Genomic DNA, 26,752 nt, shown 5'->3' on the forward strand with positions numbered 1-26,752 from the left:
GCAAGTCGTCGGCAACCGGTTCTCGTGCCGTTGTGCTACACGCCCGCCCGGTCTCAGGCGTAGTCCAGGCCCACCGCGCGCGCCATGGCTTCTCGGGGTGCGGGCAGGCCGGTGAACTGCTCCACCTGCCCGAACGCCTGGTTGAGGAGCATGTGCAGTCCACTGATGACCACCGTCCCGCGGGCTTCGGCCGCCGAGGCGAGCGGCGTCGGCCACGGATCGTAGATCGCATCGAGAATGTACGGAGCGCGGGCGAGTGCGTCGGCGTACGGCGCTGCGGCGACAGCGGGCACAGTGCTCACCAAGGCGTCCGCCTCCGCGCACACCTGTCCGAGGCCGGGAGCGTCGAACGGCACCCACCGCGCCTCGATGGCGTCCCCGAGGCAGTCGAACGTGGCCCGGGCACGCCCCTCGTCGCGCGCGACCACCGTGACGCTGCGGACACCGAGGTCCGTCAGACCCACGAGCGCGGGACGAGAGGTGCCACCCGAACCCACGACGACCGCGGATCCGCCGCTCAGGTCGCGTACCCCGCCGGAACGCAGCGCTCCCGTGACGCCGTCGACATCGGTGCAGTCCGCGCGCCACCCTCCGGGCACCCGCACGAGGGTGTTCGCCGACCCGATCGTCACGGCGCGTTCGGTGCGCTCGGTCGCGAACTCCAGGGCCGCGAACTTGCCGGGCATCGTCACCGAGACACCGATCCACTCGTCCCCGAAACCCGACACCAGACCGGGGAGTTCCTCGCCGGTGCACTCGATCCGGTCGTAGGTCCAGTCCGTCAGCCCGAGCGCCCGGTACGCCGCGAGATGCAGCAGCGGGGATTTCGAATGTTCGATCGGTTTCCCGAGGACCGCGGCCCTGCGGGCTACCGCGTTCAGATCATCTGCCACTGTTGAGAATTCCGCTTTCCAGAGCCTTCTGGGTATTGACGAGGTGTTCTTCGTAGTTGTTCGCGAACAGGGTCGTGCCCTTCTCGTCGATCGTCACGAAGTAGGTCCACTCGCCGGGTTCGGGATTCTCCACCGCCTGGAGGGCACCGATGCTCGGCGACGAGATGGGAGTCGCGGGCAGGCCCACGCTCGCGTAGGTGTTCCACGGGGTGACGAGTGCGCGGTCCGCGTCGGTGGTGGCGAGTTCCGTTTCGTCGAGTGCGTAGTTCACCGTGGAGTCGAACTGCAGCATCTGCCCGATTTCGAGGCGGTTGAGGATGACGCGGGCGACCTTGGAGAAATCGGCCGGCAGTGCTTCCCGCTCGACAAGCGACGCAGCGACCAGCAGTTCGTAGGGGGTCAGCCCCACCTTCGCCGCGGCTGCGGTGATACCGGTCTCGTCGTACTTGGTGGCGCTCGCGGAGACGAGGCTGCGCAGGACCTCGATCGGTTCCGCGCTCGGATCGATATCCCAGCTTCCGGCTGCGATCAGCCCTTCGAGCTGGCGTGCACGGTCTGGGACGTTCGCGACCGCCTCGCGCGCCCATTCCGGCACTCCCAGAGCTTCGAGGTCGGGGCTCGCGCCCGCTGCTTCGAGTTCCTCGTAGGTCAGGCAGGTCGGCGTGCCGCCGTCGTCGTAACAGCTTGCTTCGGAGATGAGGGTGTAGATGCCCTTGCGCACCGCGCCGGTATTGACGTCGCGGATGTCGTGAAGCTGCCGGCCCTCGGAAACGACGAATGCGCCCACGCGGCTGGTGTCGCTCACCAGCGCCGAAACAGCGTCGACCGCCGGGACGTTGGTCGGCACCCGGTAGTAGCCCGGGTGCAGGGCGTTCATGCCGGAGTTCTGCACGGCGGCTTCGTAGAACGCCGCGGAACTGGCGACGACGCCCTTCTCCACGAACTCGGTGCCGATCTCCTGTGCCGTGTCTCCCGGCTGCACCTGCACGACGACCTCGGGTCCGGCGGGCCCGGTGAAGTCGGGCGCGGGATCGGGCCCGGCCAGCTTGGTGTAGGCGAAATAGCCACCGCCCAGGACGACGACGAGCACCAGCGCCGCGGCAAGCGACCCGAGGATGCGTCCGCGCTTCTTGCGGGCGACGGCGCCTCCGGTTCGTTTGCCCCGGGGCGACGCCGCGCCGACAGCCGCGGGTACCGCGCGTGTCTCGGCGTAGTCCTCGTCGTCGTACGAGGACGAGTCGTAGTCGTCTTCGTCGTACTCGTCGTCTGGGGTGCCGACGTAGTCGCGGCCCGGTGCGGCCGCGGGGTAGGGATCGTTCCCGTCCCGAGGCGCGGGGTGGCGGCTGTAGCCGTCGCCGTCGTACCCGTCTCCGGTGGCGTCGTAGCCGTCGTAGGCATCGCCGGTGTTGTCGTAGCGGTACCCCTCCCGCTGTGCGTAGGAGTACCCGTCGGCGTACTCGTCGTCGGCGTAGCCGGGTCGTTGTCCGCTCTGCTCGGGCGGATAGCCGGAGCCGGGTGCGTGACCGGGAGGCGGACCGTCGAAGGCCCCCTGCTCGAAATGCAGCACGTTCGTCTCGTCGTCGTCCGGCGAACGCGTCGGGTGCGGTGCCTGCGGTGGCAGCGGTGACTGCGGTGGAGTGTCGTAGCGGTAGTCGCCTTCGCCACGCCGATCCGCCGGTCCCCTGTAACTACCGGCGTACGGATCGGAGAACAACCCTTGCCGTGTGGGTTCGGAACGGTCGTCGGACTGCCCGTGCCGGTTCACCGGCTTCCCCCGAGGTCTCCGTCGGCTTCGTTCACTGCTGCGCTCCGCTCGTCCAACCAACCCTGCAATATGGCCACGGCCGCGGCCTGGTCGATCACCGGCCGCGCGCCCCTTGCGCTCACCCCGCTCTCGCGGAGGGCACGCGCCGCAGTGACCGTGGTGAAACGTTCATCGGCCATGCGCACGGGAACGTCGGGCAATTGCCTGCGAATGCGGCGAGCGAACTCGCTCGCCAGTTTCGCGGCCTTGCCGGGCTCACCGCGCAGCGTCTGCGGCAGCCCGACGATAACCTCAACGGCCTCGTATTCCATAACGATTTGGACAATGCGCCGGATATCCGGCGCGTCGGGACCGCGGTCTTTCGAGCGCGGCACGGTCTCGACGGGCGTGGCGAGGATGCAATCGGGGTCGCTCGAGGCGACCCCGATCCGCACGCTCCCGACGTCGATCCCGATTCGTCGGCCTCGGCCGGGGTCGTCGGCCCCGGGTCGATCCGGGCCCGGCAGGTCAGCCACGCTCAGCCGGCCAGCTCGCTGAGCCGGGCACGGAAGGCATCGAGTGCGGCACGGATGCCGGACGGATCCGAGCCCGCTCCCTGTGCCATATCGGGCTTGCCACCGCCGCGGCCACCGATCGCGGGTCCGAAGCTCGCGACGAGATCGCCGGCCTTGACGCCCATCGCCTGCGCGGCCTTGGTGGTGGCGACGACGAAGGGAACCTTTCCGTCGGCACTGCCCAGGAGCAGCACGACAGCGGGCTCGGAGCCCAGCCGTCCGCGGATGTCGGATACCAGGGTGCGCAGGTCGTTGCCGGTGACGCCTTCGGGTGCCGTCTCGGCCACCACGAGCAGGTCGCCGATCCGCTGCGCCTTGCCGGCGTAATTGCCCGCCGCCGCTGCAACGTTGGCCGCCCGCGTCTTCTCCAGTTCCTTCTCTGCTGCCTTGAGCCGCTCGATCAGCGACTCGACGCGTCCGGGAACCTCCTCGGAGGGCACCTTCAGAGTCGACGACAGGCCTGCGAGCAGTGCCCGTTCCTTCGCGAGGTGGCGGTAGGAATCGAGTCCGACGTAGGCCTCGACCCGGCGCACACCCGACCCCACCGACTGCTCACCGAGCAGCGTGACGGTGCCGACGTGCGACGAGTGCTGCACGTGGGTGCCGCCGCACAGCTCCATCGAGAACGGGCCACCGATCTCGACGACACGCACCTCGTCGCCGTAGTTCTCGCCGAAGAGCGCCATCGCGCCCATCTTCTTGGCCTTGTCGAGGTCGGTGACGAACGTGTTGACCGGGTAGTTCGCCGCGACGGCCTCGTTGGTGACGACCTCGATGTCCTGTTTCTGCTGCTCCGACAACGCACCGGGCCAGGAGAAGTCGAACCGCAGGTAACCGGGCTTGTTGAGCGACCCGGCCTGGACGGCGTTGGGGCCGAGGACCTCTCGCAGCGCGGCATGCACGAGGTGGGTGCCCGAATGGCCCTGGGTCGCGCCCTTGCGCCATTCGGGGTCGACCTGGACCAGCACCGCGTCACCTTCGGTCACCTGTCCTTCGACGACGGTGACCTTGTGCGTCCACAACTGCTTGGCGATCTTCTGGACGTCGTCGACCTTGATCTTCAGGCCCGGTCCGGTGATCGTGCCCACGTCGGCGATCTGGCCGCCCGACTCCGCATAGAGGGGGCTGCGGTCGAGGATCAGCTCGACCTTCTGCCCGGCAGATGCGGTGTGCAGGCGTTCGCCACCGGTGATCACGGCGAGCACGTGCGCCTCGGTCACAAGTTCACCGAAGCCGGTGAACTCGGTGGGGCCACGATCGAGGAGTTCCTTGTAGACCGTCAGGTCGGCGTGCGCGTGCTTGCGGGCCCGCGCGTCGTCCTTCGCGCGCTGGCGCTGTTCCGCCATCAGCGACCGGAAGCCGTCTTCGTCCACGGTCAGTCCGGCCTCGGATGCCATCTCGAGCGTGAGGTCGATGGGGAAGCCGTAGGTGTCGTGGAGGGTGAATGCGGCGGTTCCGCCGAGCACGGTCTCGCCCTGCGCCTTCGCGGCGTCGACCGCGCCTTCGAAGAGCTTGCTGCCGGTGCCGAGCGTCTTGAGAAACGCGGTCTCCTCGCCCACCGCAACGGTCTCGATGCGAGAAAAGGACGTGGCCAGTTCGGGATACGAGGGTGCCATGGTGTCGCGCACGACGGCCATGAACTCGGCCATCGTGGGCCGCTCGGCGCCGAGCAGACGCGCCGAGCGCACGATCCGTCGCAGCAGACGGCGCAGGACGTATCCACGGCCGTCGTTGCCGGGGTTGACGCCGTCGACGATGAGCATCGCGGCTGTGCGGGCGTGGTCGGCGATAACCCGGAAGTGGACGTCGTCCTCGTGCTTGGCGCCGTACACCGCGCCCGTCAGTTCGGCGGCCTTGTCGATCACGGGACGGAGCAGATCGGTCTCGTACACGTTCTCGACGCCCTGGAGCAGGAACGCCACCCGCTCGACGCCCATACCGGTGTCGATGTTCTTCTTCGGCAGCGGTCCGAGGATCGGGTAGTCGTCCTTGGAGCGGCCTTCGCCGCGCTCGTTCTGCATGAAGACGAGATTCCAGATCTCGATGTAGCGGTCTTCATCAGCCTCCGGGCCGCCTTCGACGCCGTACTCGGGGCCACGGTCGTAGAAGATCTCCGAGCACGGACCGCACGGCCCGGGGATTCCCATGGACCAGTAGTTGTCCTTCATGCCGCGCCGCTGGATACGGGCCTCGGGCACGTTCATCTTGTCGCGCCAGATCGCGAACGCTTCGTCGTCGTCGAGATACACGGTGACCCAGAGCTTTTCCGGATCGATGCCGTAACCGCCGTCGTCGACGGAACCGGTGAGCAGCGACCACGCGAAGGCGATGGCCTCTTCCTTGAAGTAATCCCCGAAGGAGAAGTTGCCGGCCATCTGGAAGAACGTGTTGTGCCGGGTCGTCTTGCCGACCTCTTCGATGTCGAGCGTGCGCACGCACTTCTGCACCGACGTCGCACGGGCGTACGGCGGGGTCTGCTGCCCGAGGAAGAACGGCACGAAGGGAACCATGCCGGCATTGACGAACAGGAGATTCGGGTCGGCGAGGATCAGCGACGCGCTGGGCACCTCGGTGTGGCCGGCCTTCACGAAGTGATCGAGAAAGCGCCTACGGATCTCATGGGTCTGCACGTCATGGTCCTTTGTCGTGTGACGGTTCCGGGAACTGCCCGGTGTGGCCTGCCGGCCGCGCGAAACGGCCATCGTTCAGCTTAACGCCCCGACGCAATCGACTTCCGGTCGGTCCGACGGGCGTCACGTCCGCCTACCGCTCGCCTCTCACGATGCGGCGGAGCTTCGGCACCCGCGACGCCAGTTCACGTTCGGCTCCGTGGTTGGTCGGCCGGAAGTAGTCGACCCCGACCAGTTCGTCGGGCGCGTACTGCTGGGCGAGCACACCGTCCGGATGGTCGTGCGGATACCGGTACCCGACGGCGTTGCCGAGCTTCTGCGCGCCCTGGTAGTGCCCGTCACGCAGATGCGCGGGCACCATCCCGGCCTTGCCCGATTTGACATCGGCGATCGCGGCACCCAGTGCGGCGGTGACCGCACCCGATTTGGGGGCGGTGGCGATGTGGATGGTGGCCTGGGCGAGAGCGAGCTGAGCCTCGGGCATCCCGACCTGCTGCACGACGTGTGATGCGGCGACCGCGGTCTGCAACGCGGTGGGATCGGCCATACCCACTTCTTCGCTGGCCTGGATCATCAGGCGCCGGGCGATGAAGCGGGGGTCCTCCCCCGCGACGATCATGCGCGCCAGGTAGTGCAGGGCGGCATCGACATCGGAACCGCGTAGCGACTTGATGAACGCGCTCGCGACGTCGTAGTGCTGGTCGCCGTCGCGGTCGTAGCGCACCGCAGCCCGGTCGATGCTCGACTCGACAGTGGACAGATCGATGACGGCGTCGCCGTCACCGGCACGGTCCGACGCCGTCTCGGCGGAGGCCTCGAGCGCGGTCAGCGCCCGTCGCGCGTCGCCGCCGGCGAGCCGTACGAGGTGATCGAGCGCGTCGTCGGTGATGTCCACCATGCCACCGAGTCCGCGTTCGTCGACGCGGGCACGTTCGAGGAGTTGCCGGATGTCCTCGGTGCCGAGCGGTTGCAGTTGGAGCACCAGCGAGCGCGACAGCAGCGGGGCGACGACGGAGAAGGAGGGATTTTCGGTGGTAGCCGCGACGAGCAGCACGATCCGGTTCTCCACAGCGGCGAGCAGCGCATCCTGCTGGGTCTTCGAGAACCGGTGGACCTCGTCGATGAACAGCACCGTCTGCTCGCCGTGGGCGAGCCGGCGGCGCGCCACATCGATGACCGCACGCACGTCCTTCACACCGGCGGACAGCGCCGACAGTGCTTCGAATCGGCGTCCGGTCGCACCGGAGATCAACGACGCCAGCGTCGTCTTCCCGGTGCCGGGCGGGCCGTACAGCACGACGGACGCCGCGCCCGAACCTTCGACGAGACGCCGGAGCGGGGCGCCGGGTTCGAGCAGGTGCTGCTGGCCGACCACCTCGTCGAGACTCGCGGGACGCATGCGGGCGGCGAGAGGAGCAGAGGGGCCGGTCGGCGCTGCGGGTGCGCGGCGTATCTCCGGTTCGGGTTCGGGGTCCTCCTCGCGGGGCGCCTCGAAGAGAGCGTCCGGTTCTGCCGAAGGATCGTCCGCCCCGAATACGTCACTCACCACTCCGACGCTACAAGCTCCCACCGACCGCCGCGGTCGCAGTACCCGGCGAACAACCGGTGACATTTCGGTGCATTTCTGCCGTTTGCCCTGAACCGGGCCTATCGGCGTGGTCAGATCGACGCCGTGCCCCTACCTCGTGTGACGCGTCGAACACTCCTCCGAGCCGGCGCGCTGGTTGCCGGCACGTCCGCTCTGGCCGCGGCGACCACTCCCGGCGCGTCGGCGGCCCCGGCCGTCTTCGCACACGGCGTGGCCTCCGGCGATCCGCTCCCCGACGCGGTCATCCTCTGGACCCGCGTAACTCCCACGCCCGACGCGGTCCCCGGCTCCGGCGTGGGGCCCGCGACCACGGTGCAATGGGAGATCGCCCGGGACGCCGAATTCTCCGACACGGTGGCGTCGGGATCGGTATCGACGACAGCCGACGCGGACCACACCGTGAAGGTCGATGCGACCGGCCTGGCACCCGGCACGGATTACTACTATCGCTTCCTCGCCGGCGGGGCCGTCTCCCCCACCGGTCGCACACGCACCGCACCGACAGCCGGCGCGCACGTCGACCGTCTCCGGTTCGGCGTCGTGTCGTGCGCGGACTGGGAGGGCGGGTACTTCGCGTCGTACCGGCATCTCGCCGCACGCGGCGACCTGGACGCGATGGTTCATCTGGGCGACTATCTGTACGAGTACGCGGCCGGCGAATTCCCGGTCTCGACGGGATCCGAAGTACGGGCGCATCGTCCGTCGCACGAGATCGTCACCACCGCCGACTACCGGATGCGGCACGGCCAGTACAAGACCGACCCCGATCTGCAGCGGCTGCACGCCCTCGTGCCGTGGATCGTGGTGTGGGACGACCACGAGTCCGCGAACGACGCGTGGTCGGGCGGTGCCGAGAACCACGATCCGGCGACCGAGGGCGACTGGGCCGCGCGCAAGGCCGCATCGGTCCGGGCGTACCACGAATGGATGCCGGTCCGGAGGGAAGGCGATCGTCTGTACCGGCGGCTCCGGTTCGGCGACCTCGCCGAACTGTCGATGCTCGATCTGCGCACGTACCGTTCCGAGCAGGCTCGGCCGGTGGACGGGAAGACTGTCGACGACCCCGGCCGCACGATCACGGGCAAGGACCAGATGGCCTGGCTCACCGCGGGTGTGGCGAGTTCTCCGACTCGATGGCAGCTCGTCGGCAACTCCGTGATGTTCGCACCGCTCCTGCTACCTCCCCTCGACGTGCGCACGACCGGTGCGCTCACCGCGCTGCTCGGTGCGCCGTCGAGCGGAGTGCCGTTCAGCACCGACCAGTGGGACGGGTACCCGGCCGACCGTCAGCGTCTGCTCGACGCGATCAGCGGGGCGGGACGGCGCAATGTCGTATTCCTCACGGGCGACATCCACACGTCGTGGGCCATCGACATTCCCGCCGACCCGGCCGACTATCCGGGTGCGGGCACCGTCGCTACCGAGTTCGTGGTGCCGTCGGTGACGTCGGCCAATATCGACGAGCTGCTGGGGGTCCCGCCGCGCACGGCATCACCGGCGCTGGAGGAGGTCGTGCGGTCGACCAACCGGCACATTCGGTTCGTCGAACTCGACTCGCACGGCTTCGGCGTCCTCGAGGTGACTCCGGATGCGGTGCAGATGGAGTGGTTCTTCCTCGGTGACCGTACCGACCCGTCGACCGGCGCACGACGGGCGGCGGGCTTCCGCGTCCTGAACGGCAGCGCGCGCGTCGAACCCGTGCCGCCGGTGTGACCCGGACAGGTGGGCGTCAGGCGGCTTCGCGTGCCTCGAGCTGTTCGAGCACCTCACGCGCATGTCCGGCGACGTCGTCGTGGCCGGTGTCGGCCGCGAAATCGGCGAGCAGCATCCAGCGGGAACGCAGCGCTTCGATTCGCGGCACCGACAGTTCGTGCTCGCGCACCGAGGCGATCCGGGCGTGGTCCTCGGGCAGGAACAGATGTGTGCTGAGCCAGACGCACGCCAACAGCGCGTCCAGAAGACGTTCGGCCAGCACTTCGTCGTAGGCCAGATGCGGCCACATGCCCACGACCTCGGCGCGCCACGCGTCGGCCATCGCCCGCATCCGCCCCACGGTCATGGGGACGGCACACACGCACAGGGGGAAGGACGTCAGGGCGAATGCGATGTCGAGGGTCGCGTCCCGAAAGCCTCCCCACTCGTAGTCGAGGAACTGCACGCCGTCGTCGCCGACGACGATGTTGTCCGGGCACAGGTCCGACGGGCTGAACGCCCGGTGACGACCGCCGGTGAACAGCTTTGCCGCGCGTTCGGCCCGTTCCCGGACCGAATCGGGCACGGTGAGACCGAAGTCGGTGGCCAGCAGTTCGGGCACACCGCGGACTGCGTCGATCGCCTGTTCCGACACCATGTCGGCGACATGCGAGACGTCGGCGCGGCGCAGCAACGCCGCGAAGTCCTCTTCTCGTCCCACGGTCGCGGCGTGCATCCGGCCGAGAGCCTGCGCAAGCGCCATGAGCGTGTTGCCGACGGTCTCGGTGTCACCACTGCGCATCAGAGTCGCCAGAGGGGTCGCGTCGCCGAGATCGCTCAGGACGAGCAACCGGGTCGCGAAGTCGTACGCGAGCAGTTCCGCACCGGGACGGTGGTCCTTGGCGAGGGCGGTCGCGAACTGGTACGAGACCGCTTCGCGCAGGAATGCGATCTGCTCGTCTGTCGCGGAACCGTGGAAGTCGACGTGGCCGGCGCCGCGCGACGGCGGCACCTGCTTGAGCACGAGTGTGCGCGGCAACGAGAAGGGGTTCGCGGCGACCCGCACCCGGAGAACGACCGACCTGCCACTGCCCCCGAGGTCCACGGGATCCGCCAGTTTGACCGGCGCCCCGGTACGACGAGTGAGCAGCTGCTCGGCTGCCTGCACTACCTCTGACACGGGGTCCGCCAATGTTGCAGTCATCACGGACCAATCTACAGGTTCTCGGTCACGAAATGGGCTCGCAGAAGACCTCGGTCACTCAGGACCTTCGACGGTCACGCTCGACAGGGCGCGTCCGCTTTGTCCAGACCTGCACCGTCCCGGCAGCACACCGGGTATCTCACGAGATCGACGACCGGGCGCCCGCGGACGTGTTCCCGATGTCTACGGGGTTCGATCACCCTGATCGGAACGTCCTCCCGCAGCGGAGAATTCTTCGTCGACCGGCGCGACATCCACCGACACCTCGATCGTGCTGTCCTGCGCCTCCGTGTAGATCACGCCCCGCAACGGCGACACATCCGCATAGTCGCGTCCCCACGCCACGGTCGTGTACCGCTCGTCGCCGAGTTGATCGTTCGTGGGGTCGAAGTCCAGCCACGTGCCGTCCGGCAGCCACACCGACGCCCACGCGTGCGTTGCGTCGACCCCGACCATGCGTTCCTTCCCGGGCGGCGGGTTGGTCGCGAGATATCCGGAGACATAGCGTGCTGCCAACCCCTGGGAGCGCAGGCATGCGATCGCCAGGCGCGCGAAGTCCTGACACACGCCCGATCCGGCCGCCAGCACTTCCGCAACGCGGGTGGACACGGATGTCGACCCCGACCTGTAGGTGAAGTCCGTGAAGATCCGGTGGGTCAAGTCGACGATCGCCTCGGCGATCGGTCGCCCGGCGGTGAACGTCTTCTCCGCGTAGGCACGCACGTCGTCGTCGATCTCCGGTGGACGCACGTCGAGTACGAAGTCGACGGCCAGCGCACCGGCGGGGCCGGCCGGGCGGGCCGTTTCCCACGGCGCCAGACACGCCGGCGTACGCAACCGCCCCGGGTCCGGAGGTGAGACCGCAACCTCGGAGCGTCCGACCACTTCGAGCACCTCGTGCGTGTCGGTGACGTGGAAGAACAGATCGCGGTTGCCCCACAGGTCAGCGCCGGTGGACATGTCCGCCGGCGCGGGGCTCACAGTGACCTCGCTGGAGAGCACGTGTTGCCGGTCGGTCTCCCGGGGGAGCAGGTATCCGCGGCCGTAGGAGGAGGTCACAGCACCCGAGTAGCGGTAGGTGGTGCGGTGCACGATGCGGTACCGCCGCACACCGGGCTCGCTGGATCCGTCGGCGACTGTCATGGCAGGTCCCTCCGCTCTGTGCCGCCCCACAGCGGCCGGGTTCCACCGGGCAACGACAGCGGTCCCTTCATCAAGACGACGGCGAGTTCCGTCAGCCCGGCATGGGTGGAGCCGAGCAGGCGCGCGAACTCCGCGCGGACACCGTCGGTGACCGTCTCGAGGTCGGACGGGTCGCAGCGGCGCAATGTCGCGAGGAGTTCGTCGACGAGTCGCTCCGGCAGGGACGAGCCCGACGAGTGCGGCAATGCCACCAGGTTCTCGCGCAGCCGGTCGAGGAGGTACGCGAGCGAGCGCGGATTACCCGGGTCGAACAGGAGCAGTTGGGCGACGGCGGCGACCCGCACCGTGGTATTGCGTCGCCGGAACGTCACCGAGCTCTCCGCTGCGGCGAGCACCGATTCCATGAGCGCGCGTTCGGTGGGCCGGGTGTGCTCGCGGGTCAGGGTCGAGGACAGCAGCGACACCAGCGCCAGGCCCCGCTCGAGGCGTTTGCCGATGTCCATCACGTGCCAGCCCAGGTCGCGCACCATCGATTCCGCGCCGAGACCGGACAGGGCGAGCATGCCGTTGAGAACCGCCGACTGGGTCGCGCCGAGCTGAGCTCCGTCGTCTTCCGGATCGACCGCGAGGTCGTCGAGGGCGCGCTGCACGTCGGCCAGGACCGTCCAGGTGTCGTGCGAGAGCTGGTCCCGCACGGCGCGGGCGGCGCGCTCGAGCCCACCGAACGACTGCGCCAGCGAGCCCGGCCGCGCCCGATCCACGGTCAGGGCGCGGAACTCCGCCACGACGTTGCGATGGTCGTCCACCATCGAGACACCCTCGCTGAGCTGCGACGTCGAGACGAGTGTGCCGAGCAGAACCGGCAAGCAGTCGCTGCCCTCGAGCCACGGCCGGTTCCGGTAGTCCTGGTAACGCTCCCTCATCGAAATGAGCAGTCGCGCCGTGTCTTCTGCGCGCTCGCTGTAGCGGCCGATCCAGAACATGTCGTTGAGCACGCGCGGTGAGGCCACCACCTCGGTGGAAGGCACCGCGAAGCGCGGCAACGATTCCGGCGCGGCAGAGCCCGCCGCGTCGGTGGTGGCGCCACCCGCGACAGTCCGTACCCAGACATCCTTCGCCGCTACTCGCGGTTCGGTTTCCGGTGCGACGCCCGGTACCAGCACCTCACACAGCCCGCCGGGCATGGGTGTGTATCCGACGCGCTGCGCGACGGTGAACAACCGGAGACTCACGGGAGACGCCGTCACGGCCGTTCCGTCGAGGCTGGGCGCGTGGGAGTACTCGACACGTTCCTGTGCCACCCAGTTGCCGGGTTGCGCCTTCACACGAGCGAGCAACTCCTCACGCTCTGCGGCAGTCAACGTCTCGCCGACAACGGTTTCCGCAGTGACGGTGGAGCGCACGACCAGATCTGAAAGTCGCGAGGTGAGTTCCGAGAGTCCGGAGGCGGTGCCGCCCCAGTGGGTCTCCTCGGACTCGAGCAGGAGGTCCTCGTCGAGCAGCGCCCGGGCGAGCGGCCGAAGGTATCCGGCGAGAGCGGGGTTTTCGAGCACACCACTGCCGAGCGGGTTGACCAGCGACACTCCACCGCGTCGGACGACCTCCACGAGTCCGACCACGCCGAGTCTCGAATCGCGCCGGAGGTCGAGCGGGTCGGCGTAGTCGGCGTCGATTCGCCTCATCACCACGTCGACGCGTGTCAGCGACCCCAGCGAACGCATCCACAGCCTCCCCTCCCGCACGGTCAGGTCGGCCGACTCGACGAGCGGCACGCCCAGCACGCTCGCGAGATGTGCTTGGTCGAAGGCGGTTTCGGATTGCGCTCCTGGACTGAGGACCACCACGAACGGGTCCTCGACACCGCTGGGCGCGACGTCGCGCAGGGCGAGCCTGAGCGCGTGACCGAACGGTGCGAGGGGCCGCGGGCCGGCGGTGGTGTAGATCTCCGGCATCGCATGGGCGACGACCCGCCGATCCGCCATGGCGTAGCCGAGACCGGACGGCGCCTGGGTGTGGTCGCGGATCGCACGGAAGCTACCGTCGCGATGCCGCGCCACATCCACCGCGTGGATGAAGAGTTGATGCGGCCCTGGGAGCGTGACTCCGTGGGCCGCTCGCAGGTATCCGGGATGGCCGAAGACCAACTCCGGAGGCAGCAAGCCGGTAGTGAGCGTGCGTTGCGGGCCGTACAGGTCTGCCAGCAGCGCGTCGAGGACGCGGGATCTCTGCACGAGTCCTCGTTCGAGAACCGCCCAATCGTCGGCGGCGAGAACCAGGGGTAGGGCGTCGACCTCCCAGCGCACCGGGCCGGTCGGTTCTCCGTCCGAACCCACCGAGTCGACCGGGTTGTAGGTGATGCCGTGATTGTCGACCAGCGTGCGTACGCGTCGCCGGTAGCGCTCGAGCACCGCGGGCGAGCGGCCCTCGAGCACCCCGGCGAGTTCGCTCCAGTGCTCCCGGATCTCACCGGAAGCTGTGTGTAGCTCGTCGTACTGCGGACTGAACGGGGTGTCGTACTCCCCGACCGGATCCGCCTCGGCCACGTCGTGCATGAAGCGCCGCCCTCTCGATCTTTCCGTCGGCGCACCGTCGTTCACGACCCGCTCGACCGTCGCACCGGCGACCGGGTCAACTCTGCCAGGTGAAGTTGCTCAACGGGTATTCGTGGAAGAGAGGGCGGCGCGGGGGGTGCCGCACATCACTGCTGAGAAATGGTCGAGACTACTCCGGTGATGTGTGGGTGACCTTCTGGAAGCCTTTCGCGGTGGCGCGGTCCACGCCGGCTTTCACCACGCCGAAGATCAACCCTTGGAATGCGGCCGCGACGAGTACGTCGCGAGTGCTCTGCGCCAGGTCTCGAGGCTCCGGCTTCGGGCGATTCGGACCCACCCGCTTCCACAATTGATTGAAGACCGCTCCCGCGAGCACACCTCCTCCGATACTCGTTGCCATCGCGAGGGGCTTGTACATCATCACGCGCACGTCGGGCATCTGGTAGTTCCCTCCTTCGTGCGGCGCCCAGGGGCGGCGCCGCGATCTCCCGACCGAGGTACCCGTCTCCTGCCGTGGGCAAACGGCGTGGTCGCGCCGGTTGGTCCGCAACAGGACGGAGGTGCGCTGTTCGGTTATTTTCGCGTTTCCGTCGCATTCGAAATCGGTCTTGTTCGGAGATACGGCGAGGCCGCACGCCCATCAGGACGTGCGGCCTCGAGGTAGCTGGGTCAGCTCTTGGCGGGAGCAGCCTTGTCCGCCTCAGGTTCGGGCTTGTAATCGATACCCGACTCCTTGCGCTGCTCCGGAGTGATGGGACCCGGCGCGTCCGTCAGCGGATCGACTCCCCCACCCGACTTCGGAAACGCGATGACCTCGCGGATCGAATCCATCCCGGCGAGCAGAGCGGTGATGCGATCCCAGCCGAAGGCGATGCCGCCGTGCGGGGGCGCACCGTACTTGAACGCGTCGAGAAGGAAGCCGAACTTCTCGTTCGCCTCCTCCTCCGAGATGCCCATCACCTTGAACACGCGTTCCTGGATGTCGGGACGATGGATACGGATCGAACCGCCACCGATCTCGTTGCCGTTGCACACGATGTCGTACGCGTACGCAAGCGCCGATCCGGGGTCGGTGTCGAACGTGTCCATGAATTCGGGCTTGGGCGAGGTGAAGGCGTGGTGCACCGCCGTCCACGCCGAATGCCCCAGTGCCACATCGCCGCTCGCCGTCGCGTCTGCGGCCGGTTCGAACAGCGGCGCGTCGACGATCCACACGAAAGCCCAGGCGTTCGGATCGATCAGGTCGAGCTTGCGGGCGATCTCCCCGCGTGCCGCGCCGAGAAGTGCACGCATCGGCTTGGTGGGGCCGGCGGCGAAGAAGATGCAATCGCCCGGCTTCGCGCCCACGTGTGCCGCGAGTCCGGCGCGCTCGGTGTCGGTGAGGTTCTTGGCAACCGGACCGGTGAGTTCCCCGTCCTCCCCCACCAGCACGTACGCCAGGCCCTTGGCCCCGCGCTGCTTGGCCCATTCCTGCCACGCATCGAGCTGGCGCCGCGGCTGGCTCGCGCCACCTTCCATGACGACCGCACCGACGTACTCGGCCTGGAACACCCGGAAGGTGGTGTCCTTGAAGAATTCCTTGCACTCGACCAGTTCGATCCCGAACCGGAGGTCGGGCTTGTCCGACCCGAAACGACGCATCGCGTCCGCGTACGTCATCCGCGGGATCGGCGTCTGGATCTCGTAGCCGACGAGGCGCCACAGCGCTTCCAGCACGTCTTCGGCGAGCAGAATGACATCGTCCTGGGTCACGAACGCCATCTCGATGTCGAGCTGGGTGAACTCGGGCTGCCGGTCCGCGCGGAAATCCTCGTCGCGGTAACAGCGGGCGATCTGGTAGTACCGCTCGATGCCGCCGACCATGAGCAACTGCTTGAACAGCTGCGGGGACTGCGGCAGCGCGTAGAAGTTCCCGGGCTGCAGGCGGGCGGGTACCAGGAAGTCACGAGCGCCCTCGGGCGTGGAGCGCGTCAGCGTAGGGGTCTCGACCTCGACGAACTCGTGCTGGGCCAGCACTGCCCGTGCGGCGGCGTTGACCTTGCTGCGCAGCCGGATGGCCTTGCCCGGGCCTTCGCGTCGCAAGTCGAGGTAGCGGTACTTGAGACGCGCTTCCTCGCCCGCCTGATCGTCGAGCTGGAACGGCAGCGGAGCGGACTCGTTCAGCACCTCGAGTTCGGTGGCATTGACCTCGATGGCGCCGGTGGGAATCTCGAAGTTCTGGTTTCCTTCGGGCCGCATCTCGACCACGCCGGTGACCTTGACGCAGTATTCGGCGCGGAGACGGTGCGCCTGTTCCAGCACTCCCGGGTCGCGGAAGACCACCTGCGCCACCCCCGACGCATCGCGCAGGTCGATGAAGATGACCCCGCCGTGGTCGCGGCGCCGAGCGACCCAACCTGTGAGGGTGACAGTCTGCTCGGCGTGCTCGGCTCGCAACGAGCCGGCGAGATGGGTGCGCAGCACGGAAGTCCTTTCGAAACGACAGCGACGGGTTCGTCGGGTGTAATCCTACGAAAGACAAGAACAGGGCGGGCACACGCATGCCGAATCGCCTCGTGACAAGCTGGTGCGACTTCTGGGCACTGCGACGAGAGAGCGATGCGATGACCTTCAACGAGGGCGCACGGATGAACCCGGGCCGAGTCCGTACCGGGGGCGGCGGACGGGGCGGCAAGATCGCGCTCGGTGGCGGAACCGGCGGCATCCTGATCCTGATCCTCGCACTGTTGTTCGGTGGAGATCCCGGGTCGCTGCTCGGCTCCGGCGACCCCGGCGAGTCCACCGGGTACGGGGCAGGCGGCACCGTCGAAGGCTGCGAGACGGGAGCCGATTTCAACGCGAAGGTCGACTGCCGCATCGTGGGCACGGTGGGGAGCCTCGATCTGGTGTGGGAGGAGAACCTCGCGCAGCAGACCGGGGTGGCGTACGTGCAGCCCGGCGTCGAGCTCTTCAGCGGCGCGACCTCGACGGGCTGCGGCAATGCCACCAGCGATATCGGCCCGTTCTATTGCCCGCCCGACGAGACGGCGTATTTCGACACCAGCTTCTTCGACGAACTCGTGACACGCTTCGGAGCGAGTGCGGGACCGCTCGCGCAGGAGTACGTGGTCGCTCACGAGGTGGGGCATCACATCCAGAACCAGCTCGGCGACCTCGGGCGTGCGCAGGCCGATCCGCGCGGGCCGGAGTCCGGCGCGGTACGCACCGAATTGCAGGCCGACTGCTACGCAGGGGTGTGGGCGTACTACGCGGACAAGATGCCCGACCCGTCCACCGGGCAGCCGTTCCTGTCGCCGCTCAGCGACACCGACATCCGCGACGCCCTGTCGGCGGCGTCCGCAGTGGGTGACGATCGGATCCAGTCCGCCGCGTCGGGCCGCGTCAACCCCGAAGCGTGGACCCACGGTTCGTCGGACCAGCGCCAGAAATGGTTCCTCGCCGGCTACCGCACGGGACAGGTCGACGCGTGCGACACCTACTCGGCGCGCGACCTGGACTCACCGGACGCGTTGCGCTGATCGGAGACGCCGTTGCGCACCGTCACCGTCATCTGTGCGCGATCGGCATCGAGATCGGCCAGCCGCCGCATGCGCAGCGACACCGGCCACCGCCCGGGACGCCGTGCCTTGAGATAGAAGATCCGTTCGCTCGATGCCCCGGGAAAAGGGTTGTCGGAGGGCACGCACCGGATGTCGTGCAGCATCAGGCCCGCACCCACGCGGTTGGTGAACCAGCAGTAGTCGTGGGACGTGTTCTCCTTCACGTGCAGTTCGATCATGTCCCCCACATCGACGGTCACGTCGTGTGGGCCGGTGCTGATGTGCTTCATGATCTCAGCGTACGAGGTCGTTGAGACGCAGACCACTGTTCTCGGGGGTGCCCACCGGATCGGCAATGGGATGTGTGGCAACGCACTCTCGCGGGCACCCGACCGAGATGAACGACAAATCACTCGGCATTACGCGTACCGACGCGGAGATCGGCGGGTATCTGCTCGCCCTCGCGGACAGCAAGGCGTACAACGAACTGACCGAAGCCGTCGGCGCACTCGTCTCGAGCACCGATTCGCACCCGCCCCCCTACAACGGTGTCTACCGGTGGGTCGTGAGCAGCATCGCGGATGTTCTGGTGAGCAAGCTCGGACCGGAACTACGCGGCGACGAGGGTGTCGCTCTCACGATCCGCACCACGGGCGGCGCAGAGGTCGACCTCAGCAGCCTCGAAGAACCCGAGTCGAGCGTCATGAAGGCCGTCGCCGACGTACTTGCCGGCGGCGCTGCCGAAGCACGTGTGAAACTGGGCCCCGTCGGATTGGGCATGGACTGGATCAGCCGTCTCGAGATGCTCGTCGAAGCCGTGTTGTGGCTCGACAAGCTTCTCGACGCACCGGCCTCGAACACCCCCGACACCCTCCCCTGGTGACTCCACACCACAGGAACCGATTCCGGATCGGGCCTGTAGTCGACGCGCACGGACGCGCGTGAGTGAGACCGACAATCGCGCCCGGCGACCGAACCGGCGGTCCGCGTCCTGGGACTATCCCCGGGATGGACTTCACCGCTTCGGTCGCCGGCTTGCGTGCGCAGGTCGGGGTAGTGTGCCGCGAACCACCGCCGCCCCTACGATGAGCCGATGATCCACGTGGCAGTATCCCGGCCATGCATCGCATCGCGTCCACAGGTATCCGGAGCATCCTGCGCTCTGCACTCCGCGTTGCCGATTCGGCCGAATCATCGGACGGACAACCCTTCTCGGAACCGGAAATCCTCCTGCCGCATATGCGGTCCCGCCGGTACGGATGGACGCATTTCGGAGTCATGATCCCGGATCTCCCGGAGCCACATCGGTTCTTCTCGATGATGTCCCTGGTGGGCGCGACGGGATCCGTCGCATTCGACAACGACGACGCGCTCGCCGGCAGTCCCCGCCGCAACACAGCCCTGGTGGCCGGGACCGCAGCCTCCCATCCCGCGCACTTCGGCAACTACGCATTCGGCGACACCTTCGTTGCCGAACCGGACGGCTCACTCGTCCGGTTCGGTGACGATCTGACGCTGACCGGCAACTACCCGGAGTACCGACTTGCAGGTCGCCTGGGCGGCGTCGATATCGCGTTGCGCCTCACCAACACCGACAAAGTGTCGTGGTTCTTCCGCAACCCGGTTTACAAGCATTTCGGGCTGCTGACCGAATACGGCGGGACGATCACCCATCGCGGGACCACTGTGGAGGTGGCCGGGTTGTGCTCCTTCGAATACGGAGCCTGCCCCAGCCCGTATCTCCTGCGCGACAGGCCACTACCCGCGGCACTCAAGGCACCGCTCGACTACTTCGTGTACCAGATCGTCAATCTCGATGCCGACAACCAGATCCTGCTGAGCCGGTACTCCCTCGGCGGAGTCCCGTTCATGACCACCGCGCTGCACCGGTCCCGCGACCGGTACGGCACCCGTTTCGAGAATGTCTCGTTCGAGGTGGTGCGGCAGCGTGACTCACCTGAACCGACGCCGTACGGAGTCCCGATGCAGGTACCGGCAGAGACTCGATTCGTCGTCGTGGATGCCGACGGACACCCGTGGCTGGATCTGCACGCGACCATGGATACCGAGTTCACGTTCGGTCTCGGCACCGGATTCGTCACCGGGTTCGCATACAGCGCGGTGTGGCAAGGAGCCGAGATCTCCGGACGAGGTTACTTCGAGTTCATCGATCGGCGGTCGTCGGACCGACGGGCTCTCCCAGGCCGCGGGCACCTCGCCGAATCACCAGTACGGGACACGCCGCGTGCTCGGCGACATATGAACTGACCGAACCGAGTAGCAGCCCCGCGAACCCACCGCGCCCTCTGCTGCCCACCACGACCATCGTCGCGTCGCGGCTCGCCTCGGTCAGGACCTGAGCCGGATTCCCTTTGGCGACGCGCTCGCGTAGACCGGGCGGAAGATTCTCTCCGAACGCATCGGTAAGAGCCGTTTTGAGCACGCTCGCCGCGTCCACGTCGGGGCGGTAGTCCTCGGGATATGCCACGAATCCGTAGGTGTTCGGAAGCTCCCACGACGTCACGGCGTCGATGCCCGCGTCGAGGCCGGGCGCGAGTCGCGCCGCCCACCGGAGAGCATTGATCGACGAATCGGACCCGTCGACTCCCACTACCACTCGCGGAGACTCGTTGCTCGAGGTCATCGTGCGGCTGCCCTTCGTCGCGATCCTTCGACCGTAATCGAACGCCGTACGCGACCGCAGGCGAACGCACCCGCCTGGCGCAGGCGTGCGTCAGATACCGGGGATGAACCCCGGATACACGTAGTGACCGGGGCCTCCACCCGGCATGGAACTGCCGGTCACGCTGGGCAGATTAAAAGGCAGCCTCACGAGCTTGTGCGGGTTTCCGTGCTCGTCGGCCTGCCAGCAGTCGTACGTCACGCCGTGGAAGGCGGTACACACGATTCGGGTGGAGGTCCCGAAAGGCGACGTGAGCCGCTCCTGCGCGACGAGCGGATTCCAGTAGGCCGGGTCGGTGGGGGTGAGGAAGTTCTTCGTCTCGAACGGCACGAACGGAGTGGGGTAATCGGGTATCGGCGGCCATTCGTCTGCGGCGGCGGTCCCCGCAGCGCCCAGGGCGACGGCTACAGCACATCCCACTGTGAGAACACCTCGGGCGACGTGTCGCGATACGGAAGTCATCGGCTCTCCGTTACTGTCGCTGCCCGCTCGGCCGCCGGCAGTTTCGGAAACTGTAGACCGGTGCGGCGGCGATCCGGCCGCGTTTCCGCGAGTGGATCGGATGGTTGTTATCCGTCACTATTCCCGGACCCGCCATTGTTCCCGGATCCGCTCCGGGTCAGCACCAGTGCCGTTCCGACGATGCCGATCACACTGATCGCCAGCGCGACCGACGGCCATCCTTCGGATTGCCAGTACACGTCTTCGAGAGTGATCAGCAGTGCCGCCTCGTCGACGATCAGAGCGAGCGCCACCCCTAACGCGAGACCCATCCACGCTCGCGCTTTCGGAGTCCGGTCGACCAGGCCGAAGATCGCAACACCTGCCAGCAGGACGATCCCCCACAGATAATGGTGCAGGTGCACTCCGCCTGCGCTCACGTCACCGAGGTTGCTGGTGTCGATCTGAATCAGCCACGTCACGAGTCGGGCGCCACCGAACGTCAGAGTGAAAGCGACCCACGCCAGCACAACACCCCGACGCGAGGGATCGATCTGCTTCCACCGCCGAGGAACCCCGCGTTGTGTTTCAGCACAGTCCGACGATCGCGTTTCTGTCATCAATCAGTTGTATCGCAGCGGCTCGGGTCGACTCACGTCAGGTTTGCTACCGATCCAGCGCGGACGTTCCGGCGCCGGGTCGCCGATTCACGGGCTGCGTTGCCGGGTACGCACGACAAGTACCCGCCCATCGAATCAGGAGGACCATGTGTCGACCCATCTGACGGTAGACGACCTGCGCGACCTGCTCAGCTCGTCGTCTCCGGACTCCGTGCTGGTTCTCGAGGAGGGCCGGTTCCACGTCGTCGACGCCGCTGACACCGACGAGCGCCGTCGGGCATTCGTCGTCGTCACCGGAGAGGAACTGCGGCAACAGTTGCCGCAGGACCGAGAGCACACCGAGACCGACCTCGAACTGGTGGCGAGCACCCTGGACGCGACCGTCGCACATCTCGGGGGATGACCCGGACAACCGGTTCCCACCGACGACGGAACGGCGAGGGCCCGTGGGTCGAAACCCACGGGCCCTCGCTGCGCTCTACGAGCCTGCTACAGACCGGCAGCTTCAGCCGAACCGGAGAAGAAATCCAGGGCATCGAAGAGAGACGCGGCGGCGCTGAAGAAATCTGCCAGGAAGGCCAAATCGATCACGGTGCTTCTCCTATCAGGCGGTGTACATCGGTCGTGTCAGTAACGTCTGTCACTGCCATCCCATTGTGACCACATTCCTCCGCTCCCGCAGCCTGGGGGTGCGAAATCGTCTCGGGGCAAGGGTTATTGCGGGGAAAGTCCGATTTGCGCGGTCGCCGGCGGCGCAGTCGTGACGTGCCCCGCGTGCTCCGCAACGATCGGGTCAGTCGAGTTTTCCCGACAGGCGCTCGAGACGCTCCATGCTCACGCCGTCGAGCCCGACGATCTCCACTCGCTTCCCTTTCTCCGCGTACTTGTGCTGTACGGAATCGAACGTCGCCACGGTCGAGGCGTCCCATACCTCCGCATCGGTGAGATCGATGACCACGTGCTCGGGATCGCCCGCATAGTCGAAGCGGTACACCAGGTCGTTGCTCGACGCCCAGAACAGCTCGCCGGACACCCGGTAGGTGCGTGTGCCCTCCCGCTCGTCGACCGTCTCCACCCGGGTCATGTGCGCGACGCGCCGTGCGAACGCGACCATCGCCGTGAGCACACCCGAGACCACTCCGATCGCGAGATTGTCGGTGACCAGTGTCGCGCCCACCGTGACCAGCATCACCAGAGTCTCGCTGCGGGGCATCAAGCGCAACGTCCGGGGTGCGATGCTGTGCCAGTCGAGAGTGGTCACCGCGATCACGAGCATCACGGCCACGAGCGCAGCCATCGGGATGGCCCCGACCACATCGCCGACGGTCACACACAACAGGAGCAGGAACAGGCCGGCGAGGAAAGTCGAGATCCGGGTCCGCGCGCGCCCCTCCTTGACGTTGATCATGGTCTGGCCGATCATCGCGCAGCCGCCCATGCCACCGAACAGTGCACCCGCCCAGTTCGCAACACCCTGCCCCCACGCTTCGCGGGTCTTGTCGGAACGACTGTCGGTGATCTCGTCGACGAGCTTTGCGGTCATCAGCGATTCCATGAGTCCGACCAGCGCCAGGCCCACCGCGTAGGGGGCGATGATCGCGAGGGTGTCCATGGTGAAAGGGACGTCGGGAATCATCCACGTGGGGAAGCCCCCGGGCAGCTCGCCCTGATCGGCGACGTCGGGCACGTCGATACCGAAGAGAACCACTACACCGGTGAGAGCGACGATCGCGATGAGCGCGGCCGGCACGGCGGTCGTGAGTTTCGGTATGACCACGATCATGACGATGCCCGCCGCGACCAGCGGATACACCAGCCACGGCACCCCGAACAGATGCCGCAGTTGCGCCGCGAAGATGAGGATCGCCAGGGCATTGACGAAGCCGATCATCACCGATCGAGGGATGAATCGCATGAGTTTGGCGACTCCGGCGACGGCGAGCACGATCTGCAGCGCACCGGCGAGCCAGACGGCCGCGATCAGATAGTCGAGTCCGTGCGAGGCGACGAGGGGTGCGATCACCAGTGCAGTCGCACCCGCCGCGGCGGACACCATCGCCGGCCGTCCCCCGACGAACGCGATGGTCATCGCCATGATGCACGACGTATAGAGCGCGACCTTCGGATCGACTCCGGCGATCACCGCGAAGGAGACGACTTCGGGGATCAACGCCAGCGACGTCACCAAACCGGCAAGCACCTCGGTCGTGAGTCGTCGAGGCGAGCGGAGAGTGTCTGACACGGTTTGCACCGGAAGAGTCTAGGCGCGACGGCGCCCGCGCCGTGTCGCGTCGCCGCGGCCGACATCGGCGTATAGGGTGTGTCGCAGCGCACGGTCGTCGTCCGCACCGCCGTGGCCGAATGAATGCCCGTGCTCCACAAGCGCATCCGAGCGGATCCGATCGTCACCGCACCTGATCGTCACCGCACCCGATCGTCACAGGACCCGCACCCTCTCGACCCGCCCCTGCAAGCCTCACCGCCAGGGACGTTTCCGTCGCCCCGAGTTCCGAAAGCTCCAGTTCCGAAAGAAGGACGGCATGAGCCACGACAGCGAGTTCACCGGCCCGCTCTTCCTGCAGCCGAGCAACCCGAACGACGAGACAGTGCCCGAATCGGCTCCCCAGAGCCCACCTCCCGCCACGCCGGAGTACGAAGGATTGTTCTCGTCGCAGCCCTGAAGCGTCACGAGAATCGCCCTTCCTCACGGTGTCGACGCCCCACGCGGCGCGACAATGCGCGCCCGACGGCGAGACGATGAGTGCACCTGTGTGCCGACTATCGCACTTCCGGCGCACGGGGAACTTTGCGGCAGGCAGATCCGTCTTATCCTGTGAAGACCTTTTGTCCGCGAGTTACCAGAGAGAGCCATGAGTCGCGCCAAGCGCAAACCTCGAAGACCCATCCCGCCCAACAGTGACGACCCCCCTGTCACCGAGCCCCGGATCCTCCCGTGTTGACCGCCCTCGGAATCGCGTTCGGTATCGCCGTCGTTCTGGCCATTACCGCCGTGACCGGCTACTTCGTAGCCCAGGAATTCGCCTACATGGCCGTAGACCGGTCGCGTTTGAAAGCCCGCGCAGAAAGCGGCGACACCTCCGCCGCACGCGCCCTGTCCGTCACACGACGCACCTCCTTCATGCTCTCGGGCGCACAGCTCGGAATCACCGTCACCGGCCTTCTCGTCGGTTACGTCGCAGAGCCCCTCATCGGTAGCGGGCTCGGAGAAGCATTCGGCGGACTAGGAATCCCCACCGCAGTCGGTGTGGTGTTCGGCACAGTGCTTGCCGTGCTGTTCTCGACAGTCATCCAGATGGTCTTCGGCGAACTCGTCCCGAAGAACCTCGCCATCGCACGACCCGAACCGGTCGCACTGTGGCTGTCACTGTCGACGACGATCTACCTGAGGCTGTTCGGCTGGCTGATCCGGCTGTTCGACGCTTCGTCCAACCTGCTCCTGCGGGCACTGCGAATCGAACCCGTCCACGACGTAGAGCATTCCGCGACACCCCGCGACCTCGAGCACATCGTCGCCGAGTCTCGCAACGCGGGTGAACTCCCGAAGGAACTCTCGACGCTTCTCGACCGCATCCTCGACTTCCCCACCCGTACTGCAGAACACTCCATGATCCCGCGTGCACATGTGGACGTCGTGGACCTCGACGAACCGGTGAGCGACATCCTCGCGAAGATGAGCACCGGACACACGCGGTACCCCGTGGTCGGTACGTCGTCCGATGACCTGCGCGGCGTCGTACATCTGCACGATCTTCTCGACGCCGATGTCCAAGCCGGCACAGCTGCGTCGGTATGCCGTCCACCCGTCATCGTCCCCGCGACGTTGCCGTTGCCGGACGTGCTGACCGAACTGACCGCCGCGAACGACGAGATGGCGCTGGTGATCGACGAATACGGCGGTTTCGCCGGAGTGGTCACGATCGAGGACATTGCCGAAGAACTCGTCGGTGAGATCGCCGACGAGCACGATCCGGCGGCATCGGCCGAGGTCATCGTGCGAGACGGCGACGGCTGGCTGATTCGGGGCGACGCTCACCTCGACGAGGTGAGCCGCACCCTCGAACACGAACTGCCTGAAGGTGATTACGAGACACTCGCCGGCCTGGTCATCACCGAATTCGGTGGCCTGCCCGAAATCGGAGACACCGTCGAGATCCCACTCGATCCCGATCCCGCGGACCTCGTCCACGAGGAACGGCCACCACGTCGAACGCTCGTGGCGGAGGTCCGCGACATCGACAAGCATGTGCCGGCCTCGCTCCGTGTGACCGTCGAGAACAAGGAGGGCGGCACACGATGAGTAATCCCTGGGTTGTTGTGGTCGTCACGGTCGGATTAATCGCGGCGAGTGCGTTTTTCGTTGCCGTGGAGTTCGCCCTGATTGCCGCACGCCGCCATCGGCTCGAGGACGCCGCACCGGACAGCCGGTCCGCACGTGCGGCCCTGCGCAGCGCGTCGGAACTGTCGGTGTTGCTCGCGGGATCTCAGCTGGGCATCACGGTGTGCACGCTCGCGCTCGGTGCGACGACCAAGCCGGCCGTGCACCACTGGCTCACTCCCCTGTTCGGGGCGTGGGGAGCGCCCCTGTGGCTGGCCGATGTCGCCGGGTTCATCCTCGCGCTGATCGTCGTGACGTTCTTGCATCTCGTCGTCGGAGAAATGGCGCCGAAGTCCTGGGCTATCGCGCATCCCGAGAAGTCGGCGACGATGCTCGCGATTCCGATGCGCGGCTTCATGTGGCTGACCAGGCCGATCATCGTACGGCTGAACCGGTTGGCGAACTGGTGCCTCCGCAAGGTCGGTGTCGACGCGGTCGACCAGGTCAGCACCGGCCAGGATCCGGATGCGCTGCGGCACCTCGTGGAGCATTCCGCGACTGTCGGCACGCTCGACGAGAGGTACCACGGGCACCTCACCAGCGCGCTCGAACTCGAGGCGCTCACCCTTGCCGACATCGTTACTCCCCATCCGCCGAGCAGCGTGCGGCCGGAGGCCACTGCGCCGGAGATCCAGGAAACGGCCCATCGAACGGGTCACCTGAGACTGCTGGTGCGCGGCAACGGGCATGTCGACGGAGTCGTGCACGTACGGGACAGCCTGCGTGCGGAGGCCGACGTCACCGCCGCGGATCTGATGCGGCCGGCGTTGACTCTCGACATGTCGGTGCCCGTATACGAGGCGTTGCGCACGATGCGGGAAACTCGGAATCATTTGGCCACGGTCACAGAAGACGGTCGGGTGGTCGGCTTGATCACCCTCGCCGACGTCCTCGCCAGGTTGCTCCCGACGGCGGCGGCGCGCGCCTGACGGGCGTATAGGCTCGAGTCCGAACACAACCAGGGGCCACCCCGCCGGCACATCCGGCGCGGTGGCCCCTGGTTCGTTTCGGGATGCCGCTCTACCTGGTCTTTCCCCGACGATCGGCTTCGA

The 26,752-nt window shown here is 67.2% G+C and carries 23 protein-coding genes; 8 read left to right on the forward strand and 15 right to left on the reverse strand.

The genetic code is table 11. The features are described 5' to 3' along the window. Nucleotides 1–53 precede the first annotated feature (53 nt). The 5 genes from ACFWU2_RS10120 to ACFWU2_RS10140 form a co-directional block, all read right to left on the reverse strand. Nucleotides 54–893 (reverse strand): shikimate dehydrogenase, encoded by an 840-nt coding sequence (locus ACFWU2_RS10120; RefSeq protein WP_378604760.1) that lies wholly within the window; start codon nucleotides 891–893, stop codon nucleotides 54–56. After that, the gene (gene mltG, locus ACFWU2_RS10125; RefSeq protein WP_378604763.1) at nucleotides 883–2,658 is read right to left on the reverse strand and encodes an endolytic transglycosylase MltG; all 1,776 of its coding nucleotides are present in this window, start codon (nucleotides 2,656–2,658) and stop codon (nucleotides 883–885) included. The genes ACFWU2_RS10120 and mltG overlap by 11 nt, the downstream gene beginning before the upstream one ends. Further along, entirely contained in the window at nucleotides 2,655–3,173 is a 519-nt protein-coding gene (gene ruvX / locus ACFWU2_RS10130; RefSeq protein ID WP_378604767.1) for a Holliday junction resolvase RuvX, read from the reverse strand. The genes mltG and ruvX overlap by 4 nt, the downstream gene beginning before the upstream one ends. 2 nt (nucleotides 3,174–3,175) lie before the next feature. Then, a complete protein-coding gene (gene alaS / locus ACFWU2_RS10135; protein ID WP_378604770.1) occupies nucleotides 3,176–5,842 on the reverse strand; it encodes an alanine--tRNA ligase in 2,667 nt (888 codons plus the stop codon). Nucleotides 5,843–5,975: 133 nt separating this feature from the next. Then, a complete protein-coding gene (locus tag ACFWU2_RS10140; protein WP_378604773.1) occupies nucleotides 5,976–7,388 on the reverse strand; it encodes a replication-associated recombination protein A in 1,413 nt (470 codons plus the stop codon). A gap of 141 nt (nucleotides 7,389–7,529) precedes the next feature. Between ACFWU2_RS10140 and ACFWU2_RS10145 the strand changes: the two genes are divergently transcribed. Further along, nucleotides 7,530–9,143 (forward strand): alkaline phosphatase D family protein, encoded by a 1,614-nt coding sequence (locus ACFWU2_RS10145; RefSeq protein ID WP_378604776.1) that lies wholly within the window; start codon nucleotides 7,530–7,532, stop codon nucleotides 9,141–9,143. A 16-nt stretch (nucleotides 9,144–9,159) separates the two neighbouring features. Here ACFWU2_RS10145 and ACFWU2_RS10150 read toward each other — a convergent pair whose 3' ends face one another. From ACFWU2_RS10150 to aspS, 5 genes are all read right to left on the reverse strand, one after another. Then, nucleotides 9,160–10,326, reverse strand: a complete 1,167-nt coding sequence (locus ACFWU2_RS10150; protein ID WP_378604779.1) for a kinase — start codon at nucleotides 10,324–10,326, stop codon at nucleotides 9,160–9,162. A gap of 183 nt (nucleotides 10,327–10,509) precedes the next feature. Further along, on the reverse strand, nucleotides 10,510–11,469 hold the full coding sequence (locus tag ACFWU2_RS10155) for a transglutaminase domain-containing protein (RefSeq protein WP_378604782.1): 960 nt from the start codon (nucleotides 11,467–11,469) through the stop codon (nucleotides 10,510–10,512). Then, nucleotides 11,466–14,021 carry a circularly permuted type 2 ATP-grasp protein gene (locus ACFWU2_RS10160; protein ID WP_378604785.1) on the reverse strand — a complete coding sequence of 852 codons (2,556 nt, stop codon included), beginning with the start codon at nucleotides 14,019–14,021 and terminating at the stop codon, nucleotides 11,466–11,468. Before ACFWU2_RS10160 ends, ACFWU2_RS10155 begins: the two co-directional genes overlap by 4 nt. Nucleotides 14,022–14,190: 169 nt before the next feature. Further along, nucleotides 14,191–14,460 carry a DUF4235 domain-containing protein gene (locus ACFWU2_RS10165; RefSeq protein ID WP_378604788.1) on the reverse strand — a complete coding sequence of 90 codons (270 nt, stop codon included), beginning with the start codon at nucleotides 14,458–14,460 and terminating at the stop codon, nucleotides 14,191–14,193. Between the two features lie 230 nt (nucleotides 14,461–14,690). Next, a complete protein-coding gene (gene aspS / locus ACFWU2_RS10170) occupies nucleotides 14,691–16,484 on the reverse strand; it encodes an aspartate--tRNA ligase (RefSeq protein ID WP_378604791.1) in 1,794 nt (597 codons plus the stop codon). Between the two features lie 140 nt (nucleotides 16,485–16,624). On the opposite strand from aspS, the gene ACFWU2_RS10175 reads away from it, so the two are divergent. Then, nucleotides 16,625–17,539 (forward strand): neutral zinc metallopeptidase, encoded by a 915-nt coding sequence (locus ACFWU2_RS10175; RefSeq protein ID WP_378605195.1) that lies wholly within the window; start codon nucleotides 16,625–16,627, stop codon nucleotides 17,537–17,539. On the opposite strand, the gene ACFWU2_RS10180 is transcribed toward ACFWU2_RS10175, so the two are convergent. After that, nucleotides 17,497–17,850 carry a protease inhibitor I42 family protein gene (locus ACFWU2_RS10180; RefSeq protein WP_378604794.1) on the reverse strand — a complete coding sequence of 118 codons (354 nt, stop codon included), beginning with the start codon at nucleotides 17,848–17,850 and terminating at the stop codon, nucleotides 17,497–17,499. The two genes, ACFWU2_RS10175 and ACFWU2_RS10180, sit on opposite strands and share 43 nt — an antisense overlap. 107 nt (nucleotides 17,851–17,957) lie before the next feature. Between ACFWU2_RS10180 and ACFWU2_RS10185 the strand changes: the two genes are divergently transcribed. Then, complete coding sequence (locus tag ACFWU2_RS10185; protein ID WP_378604796.1) at nucleotides 17,958–18,443, forward strand: hypothetical protein; 486 nt, start codon at nucleotides 17,958–17,960, stop codon at nucleotides 18,441–18,443. 236 nt (nucleotides 18,444–18,679) lie between these two features. After that, nucleotides 18,680–19,828 carry a DUF6670 family protein gene (locus ACFWU2_RS10190; RefSeq protein ID WP_378604799.1) on the forward strand — a complete coding sequence of 383 codons (1,149 nt, stop codon included), beginning with the start codon at nucleotides 18,680–18,682 and terminating at the stop codon, nucleotides 19,826–19,828. Here ACFWU2_RS10190 and ACFWU2_RS10195 read toward each other — a convergent pair. The 3 genes from ACFWU2_RS10195 to ACFWU2_RS10205 form a co-directional block, all read right to left on the reverse strand. Then, entirely contained in the window at nucleotides 19,725–20,204 is a 480-nt protein-coding gene (locus tag ACFWU2_RS10195) for a universal stress protein (RefSeq protein WP_378604802.1), read from the reverse strand. The genes ACFWU2_RS10190 and ACFWU2_RS10195 overlap by 104 nt on opposite strands. 90 nt (nucleotides 20,205–20,294) lie before the next feature. Continuing rightward, nucleotides 20,295–20,705, reverse strand: coding sequence for a hypothetical protein (locus ACFWU2_RS10200; protein WP_378604805.1), 411 nt, complete (start codon nucleotides 20,703–20,705; stop codon nucleotides 20,295–20,297). A 107-nt stretch (nucleotides 20,706–20,812) separates the two neighbouring features. Next, nucleotides 20,813–21,304, reverse strand: coding sequence for a hypothetical protein (locus tag ACFWU2_RS10205; RefSeq protein ID WP_378604807.1), 492 nt, complete (start codon nucleotides 21,302–21,304; stop codon nucleotides 20,813–20,815). Nucleotides 21,305–21,452: 148 nt separating this feature from the next. On the opposite strand from ACFWU2_RS10205, the gene ACFWU2_RS10210 reads away from it, so the two are divergent. Continuing rightward, entirely contained in the window at nucleotides 21,453–21,707 is a 255-nt protein-coding gene (locus tag ACFWU2_RS10210; RefSeq protein ID WP_378604809.1) for a hypothetical protein, read from the forward strand. Nucleotides 21,708–22,097: 390 nt separating this feature from the next. On the opposite strand, the gene ACFWU2_RS10215 is transcribed toward ACFWU2_RS10210, so the two are convergent. Then, nucleotides 22,098–23,555 (reverse strand): SulP family inorganic anion transporter, encoded by a 1,458-nt coding sequence (locus ACFWU2_RS10215; protein ID WP_378604812.1) that lies wholly within the window; start codon nucleotides 23,553–23,555, stop codon nucleotides 22,098–22,100. Nucleotides 23,556–23,844: 289 nt separating this feature from the next. Here ACFWU2_RS10215 and ACFWU2_RS10220 point away from each other — a divergent pair, with 289 nt between their 5' ends. The 3 genes from ACFWU2_RS10220 (at nucleotide 23,845) to ACFWU2_RS10230 (ending at nucleotide 26,629) form a co-directional block, all read left to right on the forward strand. Next, on the forward strand, nucleotides 23,845–23,985 hold the full coding sequence (locus tag ACFWU2_RS10220) for a hypothetical protein (protein WP_378604815.1): 141 nt from the start codon (nucleotides 23,845–23,847) through the stop codon (nucleotides 23,983–23,985). 272 nt (nucleotides 23,986–24,257) lie between these two features. Beyond that, a complete protein-coding gene (locus ACFWU2_RS10225; protein ID WP_378604818.1) occupies nucleotides 24,258–25,622 on the forward strand; it encodes a hemolysin family protein in 1,365 nt (454 codons plus the stop codon). Next, nucleotides 25,619–26,629, forward strand: a complete 1,011-nt coding sequence (locus ACFWU2_RS10230) for a hemolysin family protein (RefSeq protein WP_378604820.1) — start codon at nucleotides 25,619–25,621, stop codon at nucleotides 26,627–26,629. Before ACFWU2_RS10225 ends, ACFWU2_RS10230 begins: the two co-directional genes overlap by 4 nt. The last annotated feature ends 123 nt before the right edge of the window (nucleotides 26,630–26,752 follow it).

Source organism: Rhodococcus sp. NPDC058639 (assembly GCF_042717545.1).
Taxonomy (GTDB): domain Bacteria; phylum Actinomycetota; class Actinomycetes; order Mycobacteriales; family Mycobacteriaceae; genus Rhodococcus.

What these genes read in the sequence shown, in the direction of transcription:
- ACFWU2_RS10205 (WP_378604807.1), bottom strand. Translation starts at nt 21,304, where the DNA reads ATGACAGAAACGCGATCGTCGGACTGTGCTGAAACACAACGCGGGGTT.
- ACFWU2_RS10195 (WP_378604802.1), bottom strand. Translation starts at nt 20,204, where the DNA reads ATGACCTCGAGCAACGAGTCTCCGCGAGTGGTAGTGGGAGTCGACGGG.
- ACFWU2_RS10200 (WP_378604805.1), bottom strand. Translation starts at nt 20,705, where the DNA reads ATGACTTCCGTATCGCGACACGTCGCCCGAGGTGTTCTCACAGTGGGA.
- ACFWU2_RS10175 (WP_378605195.1), top strand. Translation starts at nt 16,625, where the DNA reads ATGACCTTCAACGAGGGCGCACGGATGAACCCGGGCCGAGTCCGTACC.
- ACFWU2_RS10165 (WP_378604788.1), bottom strand. Translation starts at nt 14,460, where the DNA reads ATGCCCGACGTGCGCGTGATGATGTACAAGCCCCTCGCGATGGCAACG.
- ACFWU2_RS10155 (WP_378604782.1), bottom strand. Translation starts at nt 11,469, where the DNA reads ATGACAGTCGCCGACGGATCCAGCGAGCCCGGTGTGCGGCGGTACCGC.
- ACFWU2_RS10160 (WP_378604785.1), bottom strand. Translation starts at nt 14,021, where the DNA reads ATGCACGACGTGGCCGAGGCGGATCCGGTCGGGGAGTACGACACCCCG.
- ACFWU2_RS10180 (WP_378604794.1), bottom strand. Translation starts at nt 17,850, where the DNA reads ATGAAGCACATCAGCACCGGCCCACACGACGTGACCGTCGATGTGGGG.
- ACFWU2_RS10230 (WP_378604820.1), top strand. Translation starts at nt 25,619, where the DNA reads ATGAGTAATCCCTGGGTTGTTGTGGTCGTCACGGTCGGATTAATCGCG.
- ACFWU2_RS10220 (WP_378604815.1), top strand. Translation starts at nt 23,845, where the DNA reads ATGAGCCACGACAGCGAGTTCACCGGCCCGCTCTTCCTGCAGCCGAGC.
- ACFWU2_RS10150 (WP_378604779.1), bottom strand. Translation starts at nt 10,326, where the DNA reads ATGACTGCAACATTGGCGGACCCCGTGTCAGAGGTAGTGCAGGCAGCC.
- ACFWU2_RS10185 (WP_378604796.1), top strand. Translation starts at nt 17,958, where the DNA reads ATGAACGACAAATCACTCGGCATTACGCGTACCGACGCGGAGATCGGC.
- ACFWU2_RS10190 (WP_378604799.1), top strand. Translation starts at nt 18,680, where the DNA reads ATGCATCGCATCGCGTCCACAGGTATCCGGAGCATCCTGCGCTCTGCA.